Here is a 14,791-nt window from a genome sequence, read left to right as displayed (position 1 = left end):
GGTATTTTTCTCGGCATCAGCTCACGGTTTGTGCGCCTGTTTCGCTTTGTCGTTCCCGCGGCGATCGTCGGCATCCTGCTGCGTACCGTTCTGCACCTGATCCTGTTTTAACGCCTCTGCTCTGGCCTGCGCTTTCAGGCAGGCCGTCACCGCCGCCTGCTCGCCGCAGGTGATGTGCTCATCGACGCGCGTCAGCATCCACGGAAAGAATGGATTGGAGGTGACGCGCATTAACGTCTCCAGCCCCACGCTCAGCGTTCCGGTTTCCCCTCGCAGTGAAATAGTGCCCAGGCTGATGCCGTAGCGGTTCTTCTCGTCCGGCTCGCGACCATACAGCGAGTCGCTCAGGGGAAACGGCACCGCCACATGCGACAGAGAGTACATATCCGCCGGCCAGGCGAGATGCAACGGATAACGATGCTCATCCTGCTCCTGCGCCAGCGTGGTACGGGCGATGGTCTGCAGCGTGTGCGCCGTCGCGTTGGTCACCACCGTGGTGGTATAGGCCCGCGGCGCCGGGGGCAGCAGCGTATTGACTGCCGCATAGAGCGCGGGACGGAACAGGACCCGGAGATCCGCCGCCTGGTTAATGTCGAACACCACCAGCTCGCTGCCGTTATCCGGCAGGTAGCGATACAGGGACTCCACCACCGCGCGGTTGCTGACCGTGGAATCCATCACCGACTGAAAGGTCAGGACCGGCGGCAGCGCTTTCAGCTCGCCCTGACGGGACGCGCGGATAATCTGCTGCTGCAGCGCCTGGCTCAATAACCAGGACTGTCTTGCCGCCTTGACCGGAAAGGAGTTGTACTTGAAGGGATTAAACTCAGGCGCCACGTTCAGCCAGGCCGCGCGGGCGAACGCCGGGAAGATGGACGGCAGCCCGGCGAGGCCAGCGAAACGGGCAAACGCGGTCACACCGATCATCGGCGACAGCAGGATAATCTGCTGCGGCTGGCGCAAGTGATTGTCTTCCAGGCTATCAAGAGCATACTTGAGCGCCAGCGCGCCGCCGTTAGAGTAACCGACCAGATGCAGCGGCACGTCCGCCCCGGCCAGGCGCGTCGCTTCGCGCACTGCCAGACGCGTCGCCGCCAGCCAGGTCTCCCAGTCCACCGCCGTTAACGCCCCCGGCGCGGTGCCGTGTCCCGGCAAACGCGGCACCACCGCCACATAACCCCGCTGCTGCCAGAGTTGCGCCAGATAGCGCACGCTGTAGGGCGAATCAGTCAGGCCATGGAGCAGCACCACGCTGCCGCGCGGCTTGCCCTGCGGCAACAGCACAAAAGAACGATTCCAGTCCTGCTTAAACTGCCCCGGCCAGACCCGGCTGTGACGATAAAAGCGGTTGACCGGGGTTTTATCTTCCTCCGGCAAAGCCTCTGTCACCTCGTGCTGGAGATCGGAGAAAATCGTCTTCTCCCGCGCCAGATAGTGGGCAAAGGTCGCCTGGTCGATCTCTTCGGCCGACATCTCGTTGGCGCTCCAGGTATGCCAGCGATGCAGGGCCGGGCCACGCTGGGACTCATAGATCCGCCCGGCGAGAAAGACCACCAGCAGCACCAGTACCGCAATGATCCCTTTTTTTAGCAGTGAGCCAATCACGGCGCCCGACGTTCGCCAGTGGCGTAAAACATGCTTCATGACGCTCCCTCTTATATTTTTCGCGTAGCCGAACTCATCTGCCCTATTCCTGACAGGCTATTTTCACTGTCTGCTTCTCAGCATAGTCATCGGTTCCGGCAAATTAAACCCGGCAGATCATTCATGTTCGGTGAAAAAAAGCCTACCGATGAGATCAACGTTCGGTCGCGTATTTTTAAACACTGTATAAACCAAGGGGATAATCTTATTGTCAGACCTTGAGGAAACATGAATTATCGGCAGGGACGCAAACAGGACAGGAAGATATAGATGGAGTGGTGGGTAAAAAAAGTACGAAAAAATTCAATGACCAGCTCCTGCTGCGTCGTGCTGCAGAGCGGTGCGCTGGAGATGATTGCGGAAATTGAAGCTTGTCGCCTCCACCTGCAGGAAGGCGATAAACTCACTCCGCTGGCCAATGCTCGTTATTGTCTGAATAATAACCCGGCGCAGACGTTGAAGATCCTCAAAGCCACTCATTATAGCAGTGAGCGCTGGGCCAAACTCGGCGGATAAAGAGCACGTCCGGCCCTTAGCCAGTTATAGTCTCAGTATCTTCGCATCCAATATATAAATTCCCCTTCGTCCTTTTCACGCTGTGACATACTATCGGGAATGTCAGCAGACCTGAAACAAGGAGCGAATAATGAATCACAAGGCCGCCAGTCTGACCCCGGAACAAGCGCTTGCCGAGCTGGAAGCGCGCTATGAAGCCTCGGTCACGGCGTTACGCAAGGCCATCGGCGACTATATCGACCATAATACGCTCCCTGATACCGAAGCCCGTGCGGAAGGCCTTTTTGTCTACCCGCAGCTGTCGGTCTCCTGGGACGGCGCCGATCATAAAGCCCTCAAAACGCGCGCCTGGGGACGTTTCACCCATGCCGGTTGCTATACCACCACCATTACGAATCCGAAACTGTTCCGCCACTATTTGCTGGAACAGCTGACCCTGCTGTATCAGGACTATGGCGCGCATATCAGCGTCGAGCTGTCGCAGCATGAGATCCCCTATCCTTATGTGATAGATGGCTCCACCCTGACCCTCGACCGCTCGATGAGCGCTGGTCTGACGCGCTATTTTCCCACCACCGAGCTGTCACAGATTGGCGATGAGACCGCGGATGGCCTGTTCCACCCTACCGAGTTCTATCCGCTGTCGCACTTTGACGCCCGCCGCGTCGATTTTTCGCTGGCGCGTCTGCGTCACTACACCGGCACGCCGGCGGAACACTTCCAGCCCTACGTGCTGTTCACCAACTATACCCGCTATGTGGATGAGTTCGTCAGCTGGGGCTGCAGTCAGATCCTCGATCCCGACAGCCCCTATATCGCCCTCTCCTGCGCCGGCGGGATCTGGATCACTGCGGAAACGGAAGCGCCGGAACAGGCCATTTCCGATCTGGCGTGGAAGAAGCACCAGATGCCAGCCTGGCATCTGATCACCCACGACGGCAAAGGGATCACCCTGATTAACATTGGCGTCGGCCCGGCTAACGCCAAAACCATTTGTGACCATCTGGCGGTACTGCGCCCCGATGTCTGGCTGATGATTGGCCACTGCGGCGGCCTGCGTGAAAGCCAGGCTATCGGCGACTATGTGCTGGCCCACGCCTATCTGCGCGACGACCATGTGCTGGATGCGGTACTGCCGCCCGATATTCCGATCCCCAGCATTGCCGAAGTGCAGCGTGCGCTGTACGACGCCACCAAGCAGGTGAGCGGGATGCCCGGCGAGGAGGTGAAGCAGCGGCTGCGTACCGGAACGGTGGTCACCACCGACGACCGTAACTGGGAGCTGCGCTATTCTGCTTCGGCGCTGCGCTTTAATCTCAGCCGCGCGGTGGCTATCGATATGGAGAGCGCGACCATCGCCGCCCAGGGCTATCGCTTCCGCGTGCCTTACGGCACGCTACTCTGCGTCTCGGACAAGCCGCTGCACGGTGAAATCAAGCTACCGGGCCAGGCCAACCGCTTCTACGAGGGGGCTATCTCCGAGCATCTGCAGATAGGCATCCGGGCGATCGACCTGCTGCGCGCCGAGGGAGATCACATGCACTCGCGTAAGCTGCGTACCTTCAACGAACCGCCGTTCCGCTAACCGGTGACGCAGAGATAAAAAGGAAACACGCTGGCGTTCCCCGCAGGGGATCGTCAGTGCCGGGATGAGCGAAACGAACGGCCCGGCGAGAACTTTGGATGTGCGTCCACAGGGAAGCGTGGCGCGCAGAAAAGCAAAAAGCCTGCTCGAAAGCAGGCTTCTTAAATTTGGCTCCTCTGACTGGACTCGAACCAGTGACATACGGATTAACAGTCCGCCGTTCTACCGACTGAACTACAGAGGAATCGTGTGAACGGGGCGCATATTATCGATGACGCCCGGCGCTGTCAAAGCCTGTTTTCAATAAAATGAATCGTTTGCCGAATTATTCTTCACTTTGCGCAAAAAATGGCGTTCATCCCCGCAAACGGCTCAGGTTTCCTCCGACGTGGCCTTCACGCGCGGGTACTTCCACAGCCAGCGACCGCTCACCATGCGGAAGTAAAACAGCACGCCGCGCACCGCCCAGTCGAGCACCATCCCCAACCACACGCCTATCACGCCCATCCCCAGCACGATACCCAGCGTATAGCCCGCCACCACCCGGCAGCCCCACATGCCCAGCATCGACACCCACATGGTATAGCGAACGTCGCGGGCCCCCTTAAACGCGCAGGGTAAGGTCCACGACAGCGACCAGATTGGCATAAACAGGGCGTTGAGCCACAGGAGCTGCTTCACCACCTCTTTCACGTCGTCTTCATGGGTATAGAACGAGGCAATGAAGCCGGCGAACGGGGCGCTGCCCCAGGCGATCAGCGTCAGAATGATCGTCGACAGCCAAAATACGTGCCAGGCCTGGAATTCAGCCTGACCAATCTGCCCTTTTCCCAGTCGCTTACCGGTGATGATCGTCGAGGCGGAGCCGAGGGCGTTGCCCGGCAGGTTAATCAGCGAGGCCACTGAAAAAGCGATAAAGTTGCCGGCGATAACGTTGGTACCCATCCCGGCGACAAACATTTGGGTCAGCAGCTTGCCGCCATTGAACAGGACCGATTCGATACTGGCCGGGATGCCGATCCCCATCACCTCCCAGATAATGGCGAAGTTAAAGGGTTTGAAGTAGCCCTTCAGCGACAGCCTCAGCGCCGGATTGAGACCCACCATCAACACCCAGATCGTGGCTATCGCGCCAATATAGCGAGCAATCGTCAGCCCAAGACCGGCGCCGACAAACCCCAGCCCCGGCCAGGAGAAGATGCCGTAGATGAGCACGCTGCTGATTAAAATGTTGAGGATGTTCATCCCGCCGTTGATCAGCAGCGGGATTTTGGTGGTTCCGGCGCCGCGCAGTGCACCGCTACCGATCAGCGCAATCGCCGCCGCTGGATAGCTCAGCGCCGTCAGCTCCAGGTAGGTCAGGGCCAGGGCCTTAACCTGCGCAGTGGCGTCACCGGCGACAAAATCAATAATCTGCTGACCAAAGGCATGGATCACCCCCGCCAGCAAAATGGAAAACAGCGTCATAATGGCCAGCGACTGACGCGCGGCCGCTCTCGCCCGCCGCCGATCGCGCTTGCCAAGGCTAAAAGCCACCACCACCGTGGTGCCAAGATCGATGGCGGCAAAGAACGACATGATCACCATGTTAAAGCTATCGGCCAGCCCCACCCCGGCCATGGCCTCTTTTCCCAGCCAGCTGACAAGGAAGGTGCTCAATACCCCCATCAACAGCACACAGGCATTTTCCAGCAGAATGGGGACAGCGAGAGGGCTAATTTCGCGCCAGTACAGCACACGATAACGCTGACGTTTTTTAAACCAGGATGTCCGTTCGACGGCCTGGCGTACGGCGGAGGTGACGTTCAAGAGAGACCTTAGTGAGAGATGTTGAAACAACATTTCAAATGATGATTGAGAAATGGATATCCTGCAAAGTATTTTTCCTGAATAATTGTCGGAAATGACAACAAATTGTTGATGGAAGCGGCAGTTGCGCCTGAACAGGCGAATTGATGTTTGACAAAAGATTTTTCGCCGCTAAGATACGACTCCACACGATTCCTCTGTAGTTCAGTCGGTAGAACGGCGGACTGTTAATCCGTATGTCACTGGTTCGAGTCCAGTCAGAGGAGCCACATTTAAAAAGCCTGCTTTCGAGCAGGCTTTTTGCTTTTTTGCGTCGCTGACGTTAACTGAGAATCGCATCCAGCCTGGCAAGCACTTCATTGACAACGGCGTCAGGTATGCGTTCCAGACGCTTGCCGTTCCGGGCCGCCATATCGATAGTTCTGGGCTGGTCGCAGCGAATAACGCCTGTTGTTTTGGTCCCCGCCTCTTCCAGTGAAACCGTGAAGCCTGCTGTACGTGCAAAGTTTCCGCCGCTGGTGACGGGAACCACGACCGGTAGCCGGGTCAGCTTGTTAAACGATGCCTTCGATACAATGAGGACCGGACGTTTTCCACTTTGCTCGTGGCCAGCAATCGGATCCAGTGAAACAAGCCAGATTTCCCCTCTGTCCATTTACAGAATCTCCTTGCCCACCGCAGGCGCATCAATCCATTCCTGATCCTCTTCGCTCATTTCGGCGTGCGGATCGCACTGCGCCAACAGTTCCTCAAGCGAATAATGGGGCCGTTTCTGCGGTTCAATAATCAGGCAGCCATTATCTATAGTCATACCCACTTCGCTGTCTGTCGACAGCTCCAGCGCTTTCAGCACGGCGGGAGGAACCGCCAGCATGATGGATCCGCCAACCTTTTTCAGGCGAGTTTTGTACATAAAGGACCTCCGAATATTATATTTTAATATAACATCCAGGGTGGATTGTGCACTATTACTCATCAGATTCATGGTGATTTCCTTAGCGTAATAAACCGCAATCCATCGAACGACAGATCCCAGTTTTCAGCGGTGTGATGACCTGTAAAACGGCGACCATCCTGATACATCGGGCACTTCTTGCAGGTCAGGAAGCATTGTGTGCAGACGAGAACTGATTTCGTTGTAAGAAGGCGATAATAGAAAACTGATTCTGGGGTTCAAAGGATTATGGCGAATCAGATAAATAAAATGCGGCGCAGCTTCCGTATCCGGGTTGCGCCGGAGGGATATCAGCGGTAGCGCGAAGGCCAGATTTGCTCAGGCGCGATGCCCTTCCCTGCCGCCTCCCTACGCCCCGTGTATCCTCCGTGAACGCCCCCCCAGCTCAGCCTGAAAAAGCCCCCGCCAGTAGGATGAATTCACTACCGCTTGCGGGTGAGATAGCGTGGATTATCCACGCTGTATAACGTTATACCCGGAGGCACCATGAACCTCAGACAACAGCAACAGCAGGCGTTCGATCGCAGCGGAGAACCCCTTATCGTCGGCGACGTCAGCCATTGCCCGCTGCCACCCGAAACCCTCGCCGCACTGGGCCCCGATTCACCCTATGTGGTGCAGGTATACGGCTCAGGCCTGACCGGCGAGGTTTACCGGCTGCGCATCGCCGGCAAGGAGTACAATTTAAAAAAACGACGCGCCGTCGCCGGCGTCGCCAACCTCAACGGCCAGCTGTCGTTTTTAAATGAAGTGCAGTGCCGGCAGGCGTTGCAGCGGCTGAAGGATAACCCGGTCACCGCCCCGCGCTTCACCCACATCGTTCCGACGCTATATGCCGATTATCGCCTCGGCATCCTGCTCTCACCGTGGATCGATGGCGAGCTGATCCACCAGCTGACCCCGACGTTGATCGCCCAGCTATTTACGACCCTGGAAGCCTGCGAAGAACAGGGGCTGATGGAGTGGGATCTCTGTCGTGGAAATCTGCTGGTGGACCGCCAGGCGCAGCTGTGGCTGTTCGATTTTGGCTACATGTATCCCTTCGATCCGCTCAGGGAATTCAACAGCAACGGTCTGGCCGATCCGCTGTTTCACTTTGTCGAGCGCTTTGAGACCCGCTTCTTTTTTAGCTGGCTGATGACCCAGGTTCCCGGTGCGGAGCAGCAGCTGGCGCACTATCGCGATCTGAAGCGGCTGGCGGTCGAAAGCTACCGGCGTAAGCTCGCCTGGCTCCGCGCCCGACAGGCCGCCCCGCAGGTGCAGGCCCATTTTCAGCAGATAACGGCGCGCTGGGCGTCGGCGCTGGCGGACCCAGCCGCGCTGAGCCGGTTATTTGCTGTGGAGGCTTTCCGCTCCCACGTGCTGGATATCGAAGACGATCTGCATGGCCAGTCGTGTAACTTACTCACTCTGCAACGTATCGACTGGGTGATAGGCCAGCTGGAACAGCATTATCGCTTTATCGCCGACGAAGGCGGTCTGTTTTACGATAACGAAGGCAAATCACAGCAGGCGCTGCTCAGCAGCTATGCGCAGAAGCGGCAGCAGGCGCAGCGGTACCTGCAGAACGCTTCCACGCCAGGTTAGCGACGCTCGCGACCCTGCTTCTGCTTCGCCTGGTACATCAGCCGGTCAGCGGTGGCCACCAGCGCGTTGAGACTGGGATGGCTGGCGGGATCGTACTCGACGCAGCCCCAGGAGAACGCCAGCTGCCAGGGGTGAGCCGCCTGCTGGTTGAAACGGGCCACGTTGTGACTGAGCGTCTCCATCGCTGTCGCGGCATCGTGGCGGCTGGTATTGGCGAACAGAATGATAAATTCGTCCCCACCCTGCCTGGCGAGGATATCGGACTCACGGAAGGCCGCTTTCATCAAATCGGCGATGGCGATCAGCGCGCGGTCACCCTCTTCATGCCCCCAGGTATCATTGATGTACTTGAAGCGGTCGAGGTCGACAAAGGCGAGGCTTACCGGCTCCTGGCGGCGCTGGGCCGTCAGCAGGGCATACTCCGCCAGGGTGAGGAACCCCCGGCGATTAAACAGTCCCGTCAGCTCATCCGAGGTTGCCGCATCCAGCACCTTGAACTCATCCTCCACGATCGCCGCCAGATCGCTTAAAATCTGCATTTCATGGGCGGAAAACGAACGCGGCTGATGGTCCATCAGACAAAAAGACCCGACGGTCGCGCCATCCGGCAGTTGCACCGGATACCCGGCGTAAAAGCGGATAAACGGCGCCGCAATGACCAGCGGGTTATCGTGAAAGCGCTCGTCCTGCTGCATGTCGTTGACGATAAGCGGGTCGGTTTGCAGGATGGTATGGGCGCAAAATGAAATATCTCTCGGCACCGTGTCCACATCGAGGCCGGCACAGGACTTGATATGCAGGAGATCTTCCCCCACCAGACTGATGGACGCCACCGGCAGGTTATACAGCGAACGGGCAAGCCTGGTCAGGCGATCGAAGCGTTCTTCTTTTCCGCTATTCAACAGCCCGGAAGAGCGTAGCGATTGCAGGCGACGCTGCTCGTCGGGATGAAGTCCGGCTAATTTCATTGTCTCTCTCTTGTCTCTTGCGCAGAATTCTGCCGGGTTTCTACAGAGAAACCCGGCGTTTTATCCTGCCAGGGGGAAAATAGTCGTCAGGTATCCCATGAGTTAAGCAGATTTCCCCTGCTCGTCAACCAGCGCGCCCCGGCGACTGGCGACCAGGGCGCTGGCGGAATGCCATTAACGGCACTCTGCCCGGCAAAGGGGGAAGATCAGGCGCGGATAAACGCCAGCAGATCGGCGTTGATGGTATCGGCGTGGGAGGTGTGCATCCCGTGCGGGAAGCCAGGATAAATGATTAGCTGGCTGTTCGGCAGCAGTTTGTCCTGCAGAATGGCCGCATTTTTATAGGGAACCACCTGGTCGTCATCCCCCTGCATCACCAGCACCGGCAAGGTGATCGACTTAAGGTCTTCCGTCTGGTCAGTCTCTGAAAACGCCTTGATACCTTCATAATGGGCCTTGGCGCTGCCGATCATTCCCTGTCGCCACCAGTTCTGGATCGTCCCCTGCGACACTTCTGCCCCGTCACGATTGAAGCCATAGAACGGGCCAGAGGCGACGTCGAGATAGAACTGGGCGCGGTTCGCCGCCAGCGCTTTGCGGAAACCATCAAACACCTCGATCGGCGTACCGCCCGGATTCTGCTCGGTTTTCACCATCAGCGGCGGGACGGCGCTGATCAATACCGCTTTCGCCACCCGCCCCTGCGGCTGGCCGTAGCGGGCGACGTAGCGGGCGACCTGGCCGCCGCCAGTGGAGTGCCCGACGTGGACCGCATTGTGCAGATCCAGATGTTCCACCACCGCCGAAACGTCCGCCGCGTAATGGTCCATATCGTGCCCCTCGCTAACCTGATCGGAGCGGCCATGACCCCGACGGTCGATAGCGATGACCCGAAAACCTTCGGCAAGGAAAAACAACATCTGGTTATCCCAGTCGTCGGCGCTCAGGGGCCAGCCGTGATGAAAGACAATCGGCTGAGCTTCCTTTGGACCCCAGTCTTTGAAGTAAATGTTGACGCCGTCTTGGGTGGTGACAAATGCCATGTTACAGACTCCTCTTTCAGGATAACCAGCCTGCAGGCCCGTGCCTGGGCTGAACGCCGACGGCGGCCGGCAGGAGTGCCGACCGCACAGGAATGTGATGCCTGTAACAGTGTAGAAGAAATTTGTCACCACGCCGGGTGACTTACCCCGTCTCGTTTCATTTGCCTCCCGGACTCACTTACGCCGCACTCTCCAGCTGCCTGATGCGCACGATCAGCGCGCCGAGCAGCGACAGGTCCAGCAGCACGGCGAAGGCGAAGCACACGCCGCTGCGCCCGGCCCCGGCAGTGTGTTGGGCCAATAGCGTCGCCGCGATGACAACGACCACGCTCAGCAGCGTTGCGCCACCGAGTCTGGGCCCACACTGCATCGACCGTCCCGCCGCAATCCGCCAGGCGACAGCCGCCCCCGCCCCGCCACACGCCACGCCCGGCAGCATGGCGGGCCAGTCCTGCCCGCCATACCAGGCCACCAGTGCCAGCAGCCAGCCGGCCGCCGACAGCAGAAAGGCCCAGCGCGTCGCCGCCAGGGGCGAGCGATAAAGCCAGGAATGCCCGCGTGTGGATCCCCACCCGGCGCCGCAGGCGGCGCTCAGTGCCGTCAGCAGACTCAGCGTGCCGGTCACGCCGATAACGGGAACCATGTTTAACAGCAAGGCTCCGGCGGCAAAAGCCACGCTCAGGGCGATGGCGCGGCCACGCGGCTCGATAATCCCCGCCGCGTCCGCGGCGGTGTAGCGGCTTACAACGTGCATAATTGACTCCTGACAGGCGAAGCAGCATGAATTTAATTCATGCCACTGTCTTTACATGCCCGTAGCCTAGCGCCACTATATTGCCTTACACAAACGCATAGTTTTCAGCCATAGATGAGAAAAACTCAGCCATGAGAACACCCCGTCTACCGCCGCTGGGGGCGCTGCGCGCCTTTCATGCCGTCGCCCGCCACCGCAGTTTTAAACAGGCCGCCGGGGCGCTCGGCGTCAGCGCGACGGCGGTCAGCCATCAGATTAAACTGCTGGAGTCGGTGCTGGAGTGCCGGGTGTGCGAACGCAGCGCACAGGGCGTTAGTCTGACTGCGGATGGCGAGATCCTCTACGCCGCCACGCAGCGCGCTTTTAGCGCCCTGGAACAGGCCGTCGTCCAGATCGCTCATGCCCGTCAGCCACCATCCTTAACCGTCACCACCACCTCCAATTTTCTCACCCACTGGCTGGTGCCACGGCTGGCGGACTTTACCGCTCGCTTTCCGGCTATCGACCTGCGTCTGCACACCAGCGTCGAACGGGTGGATCTACAGTTGGGTACCGTGGACGCCGCGATTCGCTATCGTGAAACGCCGGAACCAGACCTGTGCTGTACGCTGCTGTATGAGGATCGTTTTATCGTGGTCGCCAGCCCGTCCCTGGGCCTCGCCCGGCCTGAAGATCTGCAGCGGGTGACGCTGTTTCACGTCGCCAACCGCCGCGTGCCGGCCGACTCGCCAAACTGGGAGAACTGGCGCCGCCGCTATGGGCCGTCGACGCTGAATATTGATGCGGGGTTAACCTTTAGCGATGAGACCCATGCCCTGCAGGCGGCGGTGGCCGGCCAGGGGGTGGTGATCGCCAGCGAACTGCTGGCGCGGGATCTGCTGCAGCGCGGGGTGTTGTCCGCGCCGTTTAGCTGTGCATTACCAGGCGCCTGCTACTACCTGGTCACCACCGAGGCTGCGGCGCAGCGCGCGGATATTATCGCTCTGCGGGAGTGGCTGGTCGGCCAGATGGTATTAGGTGACGGTCGCCATCCGGCGGAAGAGTAGCGGGCTTACCAGCCGCAAACGTTGGTCTCTTCATCGGACTCGTAGCCGCGAACGATATTGATCAGATCCTTCACCGTATCAGCGGCGGTGAGCGGGTCGCGCAGCGCCGCCAGCGAGGAAAAGGTTTTATCAACCGAGACGCCGTTATTATTATTGGTGACGGTTAACACCCACTCCTCTTCTTCATTGCCAGCTGGCAGGTCATCCAGCAGACTATTTACCGCCTCCACCGCGTGCTGCGGAATATAAAGCGCCATCGGTTTGAGATATATTTTTTCGCGTTTTTCCTGACGCTGGCCATTCTCAACTGCCAAGGCATAGCCTTTATTTTCGCTGTTCATCTCTTGTTATCCCTCGATGAGAATTTTCGGATCGACGTAAAAGTCGACATTAAAAACCGTGTCCTCGCTGAGCGCCTCAATACAGTGCCATTTCTCCGGCGGAAAAACGCCAAACTGCCCGGCTTCAATGGTCAGCGTTTCAACAGGCTCGGGGCTGGTTTCATCGGCATAGCCGAGATAGCGGATCGCCCCCTGCATCACCGAGAGACGAGGATAGACGCCCTGCCGGGTGCCGACATCCAGATGGCGACGCCAGATAGAGGCCGGGGCGGTCTCTTTGGTCCACAGCGGCGTGCTGCGGGTATGAACGTAATGGGTGGGAATAATGATTCGCTGCATGATGGTGCCTCACTTTACCGTCTCAAATGCGACGTTCAGAAATAGCCTATATGATGCATATCATATACCCCTTTTAAACGCTAAGGATATTATTTTGTTGCTGCTTTTACCGTCTACTCCTTTTTATACCTCTCAGGGATTAGCGACGCGGTAAAATAAAAAAGGCGATTTCAGGATCCTGAAATCGCCCGGGAGAATAAAAGTAAACGCGTTAAAAATTTGTTAGCGCAGCGGACTCGGCTTGCCGATTAAATACCCCTGGACCAGGTCGCACCCCAGCGCCTGCAGCGAGGTCAACTGCTCTTCGGTTTCCACGCCTTCCGCCACAATACGCATATGCAGACTCTTCCCCATACTGATAATCAGGCGAACGATATCCAAATCGTCTTTTTGCTCCGGAATATTGATAACAAACGAGCGGTCAATTTTGATTTTATCGAACGGGAAGTAGCTTAAACGGGACAGGGAAGAATAGCCGGTACCAAAGTCATCAATGGAAATCTGAATGCCCTGCTCGCGCAGCTGGCTGAGAATTTCCAGCGAACGGGTATTCTCATTGAACACGTCCGACTCGGTGATCTCCAGATCCAGGCGTCGCGGATCGAGGCCGGTCTGCTGCAGCACGCCGATAATGGTATCGGTCAACGACGTGTTCATCAGTTGAATCGGCGAAACGTTGACCGAGACTTTTAGCGGCGTCGCCCAACTGGCCGCTTCGGCGCAGGCGGTTTTCAGCACCCACTCGCCGAGGGTATTGATCAGGCCGATTTTCTCCGCGACGGGAATAAACACCGTTGGCGGCACAGCGCCGCGCACGGGATGGAACCAGCGAACCAGCGCTTCATAACCGTAGATTTCGCGCGTGACGGTATCGGCGATCGGCTGGTAGTAGACTTTAAATTCGTCATGAGCCAGCGCCTGCAGCAGATCATCTTCAAATGATTTATTCTCCTGCAGGCGCTGCAGCATGCCCGGCCGGAAAATTTGCACATGACCGCTGCCCTCTTTTTTCGCCTCGTACAGCGCAAGGTCAGCACACTTGTACAGATAATCGGTCCGGCTTTCGCCGTCAGAGATAACGATCCCGATGCAGGCGTCGATATTAATCTGCGCATCGTAGATCTGATAGGGCTGGCTGATCTTCTCCCGGATAACATTGGCGCGCTCGAGGGCCATCTCTTCAGTCAGATCGTAAGAGAGCATCGCGAACTCATCGCCGCCGAGGCGATACAGCGTCTCGGAGGTTTTGCGGAAAAAAGAGAGACGACTGGCCAGATCCTGCAGCAGCTTATCGCCAGCATCATGGCCGAGGGTATCGTTCACATCCTTAAAGCTGTCGAGGTCGAACAGCATCACCACCGCGCACCCCTGATAGGGGCGCACCTGGTTGACAATCTCCTGCAACCGCTGCCAGAAAGAGAGACGATTCGGCATACCGGTCAGCGAATCATGGTAGGCATCGTACTGCAGTCGGCGGTTCTGTACCTGCAACTTCTCTTTCGAGGCCTGCAGATCGTTGGCCAGCGTCTTCATGCGCACATGGGCGCGACGCAGGTTATTATTCTGCCGGAGCATCAACAGGCCGAGGGTAATACACATGGCGATCAGCAGAATGGAGATCACCGAGTAGATATAATAAAGATGCTGGATTTTATCATGCGTGATATTAACGATATTAATATCTTGCGTCAGGGTGGCGGCGGCCATTGAGGTCAGGGGGCCATCCAGTTCACTCAACACCGGCAGGATCTGTTTGACCTGCTCCGGCGTCATGGTATCAACTTGTTTATCAAGCAGATGAAGATTACGAATCAGCGTCGCGACCACCGTCTTCCGCTGTTCGCTTTTATTAATAAATTTACCCAGATCGCCCTGCTGCAGGAGTTCGATCTGGCTCATCATGATCTCCAGGCGCAGGCGCACCTCATCGTGGTCCGCCCCTTCGGCCCCGATCGCCATTCCCGCCAGACGAGACTCCAGTCGCATATATTCCGACACCATCTGCGACATTGACCACGAGTCTGTATAGCGGGTAAATTTTTGCAACTCACTTTGTCGCTCATGCACCAGATAGGTAATATATCCGGTAACAATAAATAACGACAAAATAATAGCCGTGAGTATTCGATTCAAGATCCAACCCTTACTCTATAATAATCTTAGAAACTTGCCAGGCCGATCGGGAATAATAGATCTGGTTTTGT

The 14,791-nt window shown here is 57.6% G+C and carries 15 protein-coding genes, 2 tRNA genes and 1 pseudogene; 6 read left to right on the top strand and 12 right to left on the bottom strand.

The annotated features are described in order from the left end of the window. Positions 1-21 precede the first annotated feature (21 nt). Positions 22-1,644 (bottom strand): alpha/beta hydrolase, encoded by a 1,623-nt coding sequence (locus tag CW267_RS27625; protein ID WP_100781499.1) that lies wholly within the window; start codon positions 1,642-1,644, stop codon positions 22-24. 270 nt (positions 1,645-1,914) lie between these two features. Here CW267_RS27625 and pmrD point away from each other — a divergent pair, with 270 nt between their 5' ends. Both pmrD and CW267_RS27615 read left to right on the top strand, forming a co-directional pair. Next, on the top strand, positions 1,915-2,160 hold the full coding sequence (gene pmrD, locus CW267_RS27620) for a signal transduction protein PmrD (RefSeq protein ID WP_008804171.1): 246 nt from the start codon (positions 1,915-1,917) through the stop codon (positions 2,158-2,160). A 130-nt stretch (positions 2,161-2,290) separates the two neighbouring features. Beyond that, positions 2,291-3,745, top strand: a complete 1,455-nt coding sequence (locus CW267_RS27615; RefSeq protein WP_008804170.1) for an AMP nucleosidase — start codon at positions 2,291-2,293, stop codon at positions 3,743-3,745. Positions 3,746-3,913: 168 nt separating this feature from the next. Here the strand turns inward: CW267_RS27615 and CW267_RS27610 are convergent. The 3 genes from CW267_RS27610 to CW267_RS31770 all read right to left on the bottom strand — a co-directional run bounded on the left by CW267_RS27610 (position 3,914) and on the right by CW267_RS31770 (position 5,742). Continuing rightward, a tRNA-Asn gene (locus CW267_RS27610) sits at positions 3,914-3,989 on the bottom strand. 128 nt (positions 3,990-4,117) lie between these two features. Continuing rightward, the gene (locus tag CW267_RS27605) at positions 4,118-5,554 is read right to left on the bottom strand and encodes an EmmdR/YeeO family multidrug/toxin efflux MATE transporter (RefSeq protein ID WP_042948427.1); all 1,437 of its coding nucleotides are present in this window, start codon (positions 5,552-5,554) and stop codon (positions 4,118-4,120) included. Between the two features lie 8 nt (positions 5,555-5,562). After that, positions 5,563-5,742, bottom strand: coding sequence for a DUF5951 family protein (locus CW267_RS31770; RefSeq protein ID WP_219163281.1), 180 nt, complete (start codon positions 5,740-5,742; stop codon positions 5,563-5,565). A 5-nt stretch (positions 5,743-5,747) separates the two neighbouring features. On the opposite strand from CW267_RS31770, the gene CW267_RS27600 reads away from it, so the two are divergent. Next, positions 5,748-5,823 (top strand) — tRNA-Asn (locus CW267_RS27600). 53 nt (positions 5,824-5,876) lie between these two features. Here CW267_RS27600 and CW267_RS27595 read toward each other — a convergent pair. Then, positions 5,877-6,209, bottom strand: coding sequence for a type II toxin-antitoxin system PemK/MazF family toxin (locus CW267_RS27595; RefSeq protein ID WP_008804165.1), 333 nt, complete (start codon positions 6,207-6,209; stop codon positions 5,877-5,879). Then, a complete protein-coding gene (locus tag CW267_RS27590) occupies positions 6,210-6,467 on the bottom strand; it encodes an AbrB/MazE/SpoVT family DNA-binding domain-containing protein (protein WP_100781507.1) in 258 nt (85 codons plus the stop codon). It abuts the gene before it with no gap. Positions 6,468-6,995: 528 nt separating this feature from the next. On the opposite strand from CW267_RS27590, the gene CW267_RS27580 reads away from it, so the two are divergent. Then, positions 6,996-8,096 carry an AarF/UbiB family protein gene (locus CW267_RS27580; RefSeq protein ID WP_100781500.1) on the top strand — a complete coding sequence of 367 codons (1,101 nt, stop codon included), beginning with the start codon at positions 6,996-6,998 and terminating at the stop codon, positions 8,094-8,096. Here the strand turns inward: CW267_RS27580 and CW267_RS27575 are convergent. The 3 genes from CW267_RS27575 to CW267_RS27565 form a co-directional block, all read right to left on the bottom strand. After that, positions 8,093-9,064 carry a sensor domain-containing diguanylate cyclase gene (locus CW267_RS27575; protein ID WP_087499192.1) on the bottom strand — a complete coding sequence of 324 codons (972 nt, stop codon included), beginning with the start codon at positions 9,062-9,064 and terminating at the stop codon, positions 8,093-8,095. The two genes, CW267_RS27580 and CW267_RS27575, sit on opposite strands and share 4 nt — an antisense overlap. Before the next feature lie 206 nt (positions 9,065-9,270). Next, positions 9,271-10,107, bottom strand: coding sequence for an alpha/beta fold hydrolase (locus CW267_RS27570; protein WP_008804155.1), 837 nt, complete (start codon positions 10,105-10,107; stop codon positions 9,271-9,273). A 178-nt stretch (positions 10,108-10,285) separates the two neighbouring features. Further along, on the bottom strand, positions 10,286-10,861 hold the full coding sequence (locus tag CW267_RS27565; RefSeq protein ID WP_012541129.1) for a hypothetical protein: 576 nt from the start codon (positions 10,859-10,861) through the stop codon (positions 10,286-10,288). Between the two features lie 131 nt (positions 10,862-10,992). Between CW267_RS27565 and CW267_RS27560 the strand changes: the two genes are divergently transcribed. Further along, on the top strand, positions 10,993-11,907 hold the full coding sequence (locus CW267_RS27560; RefSeq protein WP_008804154.1) for a LysR substrate-binding domain-containing protein: 915 nt from the start codon (positions 10,993-10,995) through the stop codon (positions 11,905-11,907). Between the two features lie 5 nt (positions 11,908-11,912). Here the strand turns inward: CW267_RS27560 and CW267_RS27555 are convergent, their stop codons facing one another. Both CW267_RS27555 and CW267_RS27550 read right to left on the bottom strand, forming a co-directional pair. Then, positions 11,913-12,248, bottom strand: a complete 336-nt coding sequence (locus tag CW267_RS27555) for a DUF1869 domain-containing protein (RefSeq protein WP_016161436.1) — start codon at positions 12,246-12,248, stop codon at positions 11,913-11,915. A gap of 6 nt (positions 12,249-12,254) precedes the next feature. After that, complete coding sequence (locus tag CW267_RS27550) at positions 12,255-12,587, bottom strand: DUF1971 domain-containing protein (protein ID WP_012541127.1); 333 nt, start codon at positions 12,585-12,587, stop codon at positions 12,255-12,257. A gap of 97 nt (positions 12,588-12,684) precedes the next feature. On the opposite strand from CW267_RS27550, the pseudogene CW267_RS31120 reads away from it, so the two are divergent. Then, positions 12,685-12,813 (top strand): annotated as a pseudogene (locus tag CW267_RS31120) (hypothetical protein). Here CW267_RS31120 and CW267_RS27545 read toward each other — a convergent pair. Continuing rightward, entirely contained in the window at positions 12,810-14,720 is a 1,911-nt protein-coding gene (locus CW267_RS27545; protein WP_012967625.1) for a putative bifunctional diguanylate cyclase/phosphodiesterase, read from the bottom strand. The pseudogene CW267_RS31120 and the gene CW267_RS27545 sit on opposite strands and share 4 nt — an antisense overlap. Between the last annotated feature and the right edge of the window lie 71 nt (positions 14,721-14,791).

Origin of the sequence: Klebsiella sp. X1-16S-Nf21, assembly GCF_002837615.1 — a bacterium.
In the GTDB taxonomy this organism is placed as follows: Bacteria; Pseudomonadota; Gammaproteobacteria; order Enterobacterales; family Enterobacteriaceae; genus Klebsiella; species Klebsiella variicola.
This window is presented reverse-complemented; position numbering and strand designations above follow the sequence as displayed.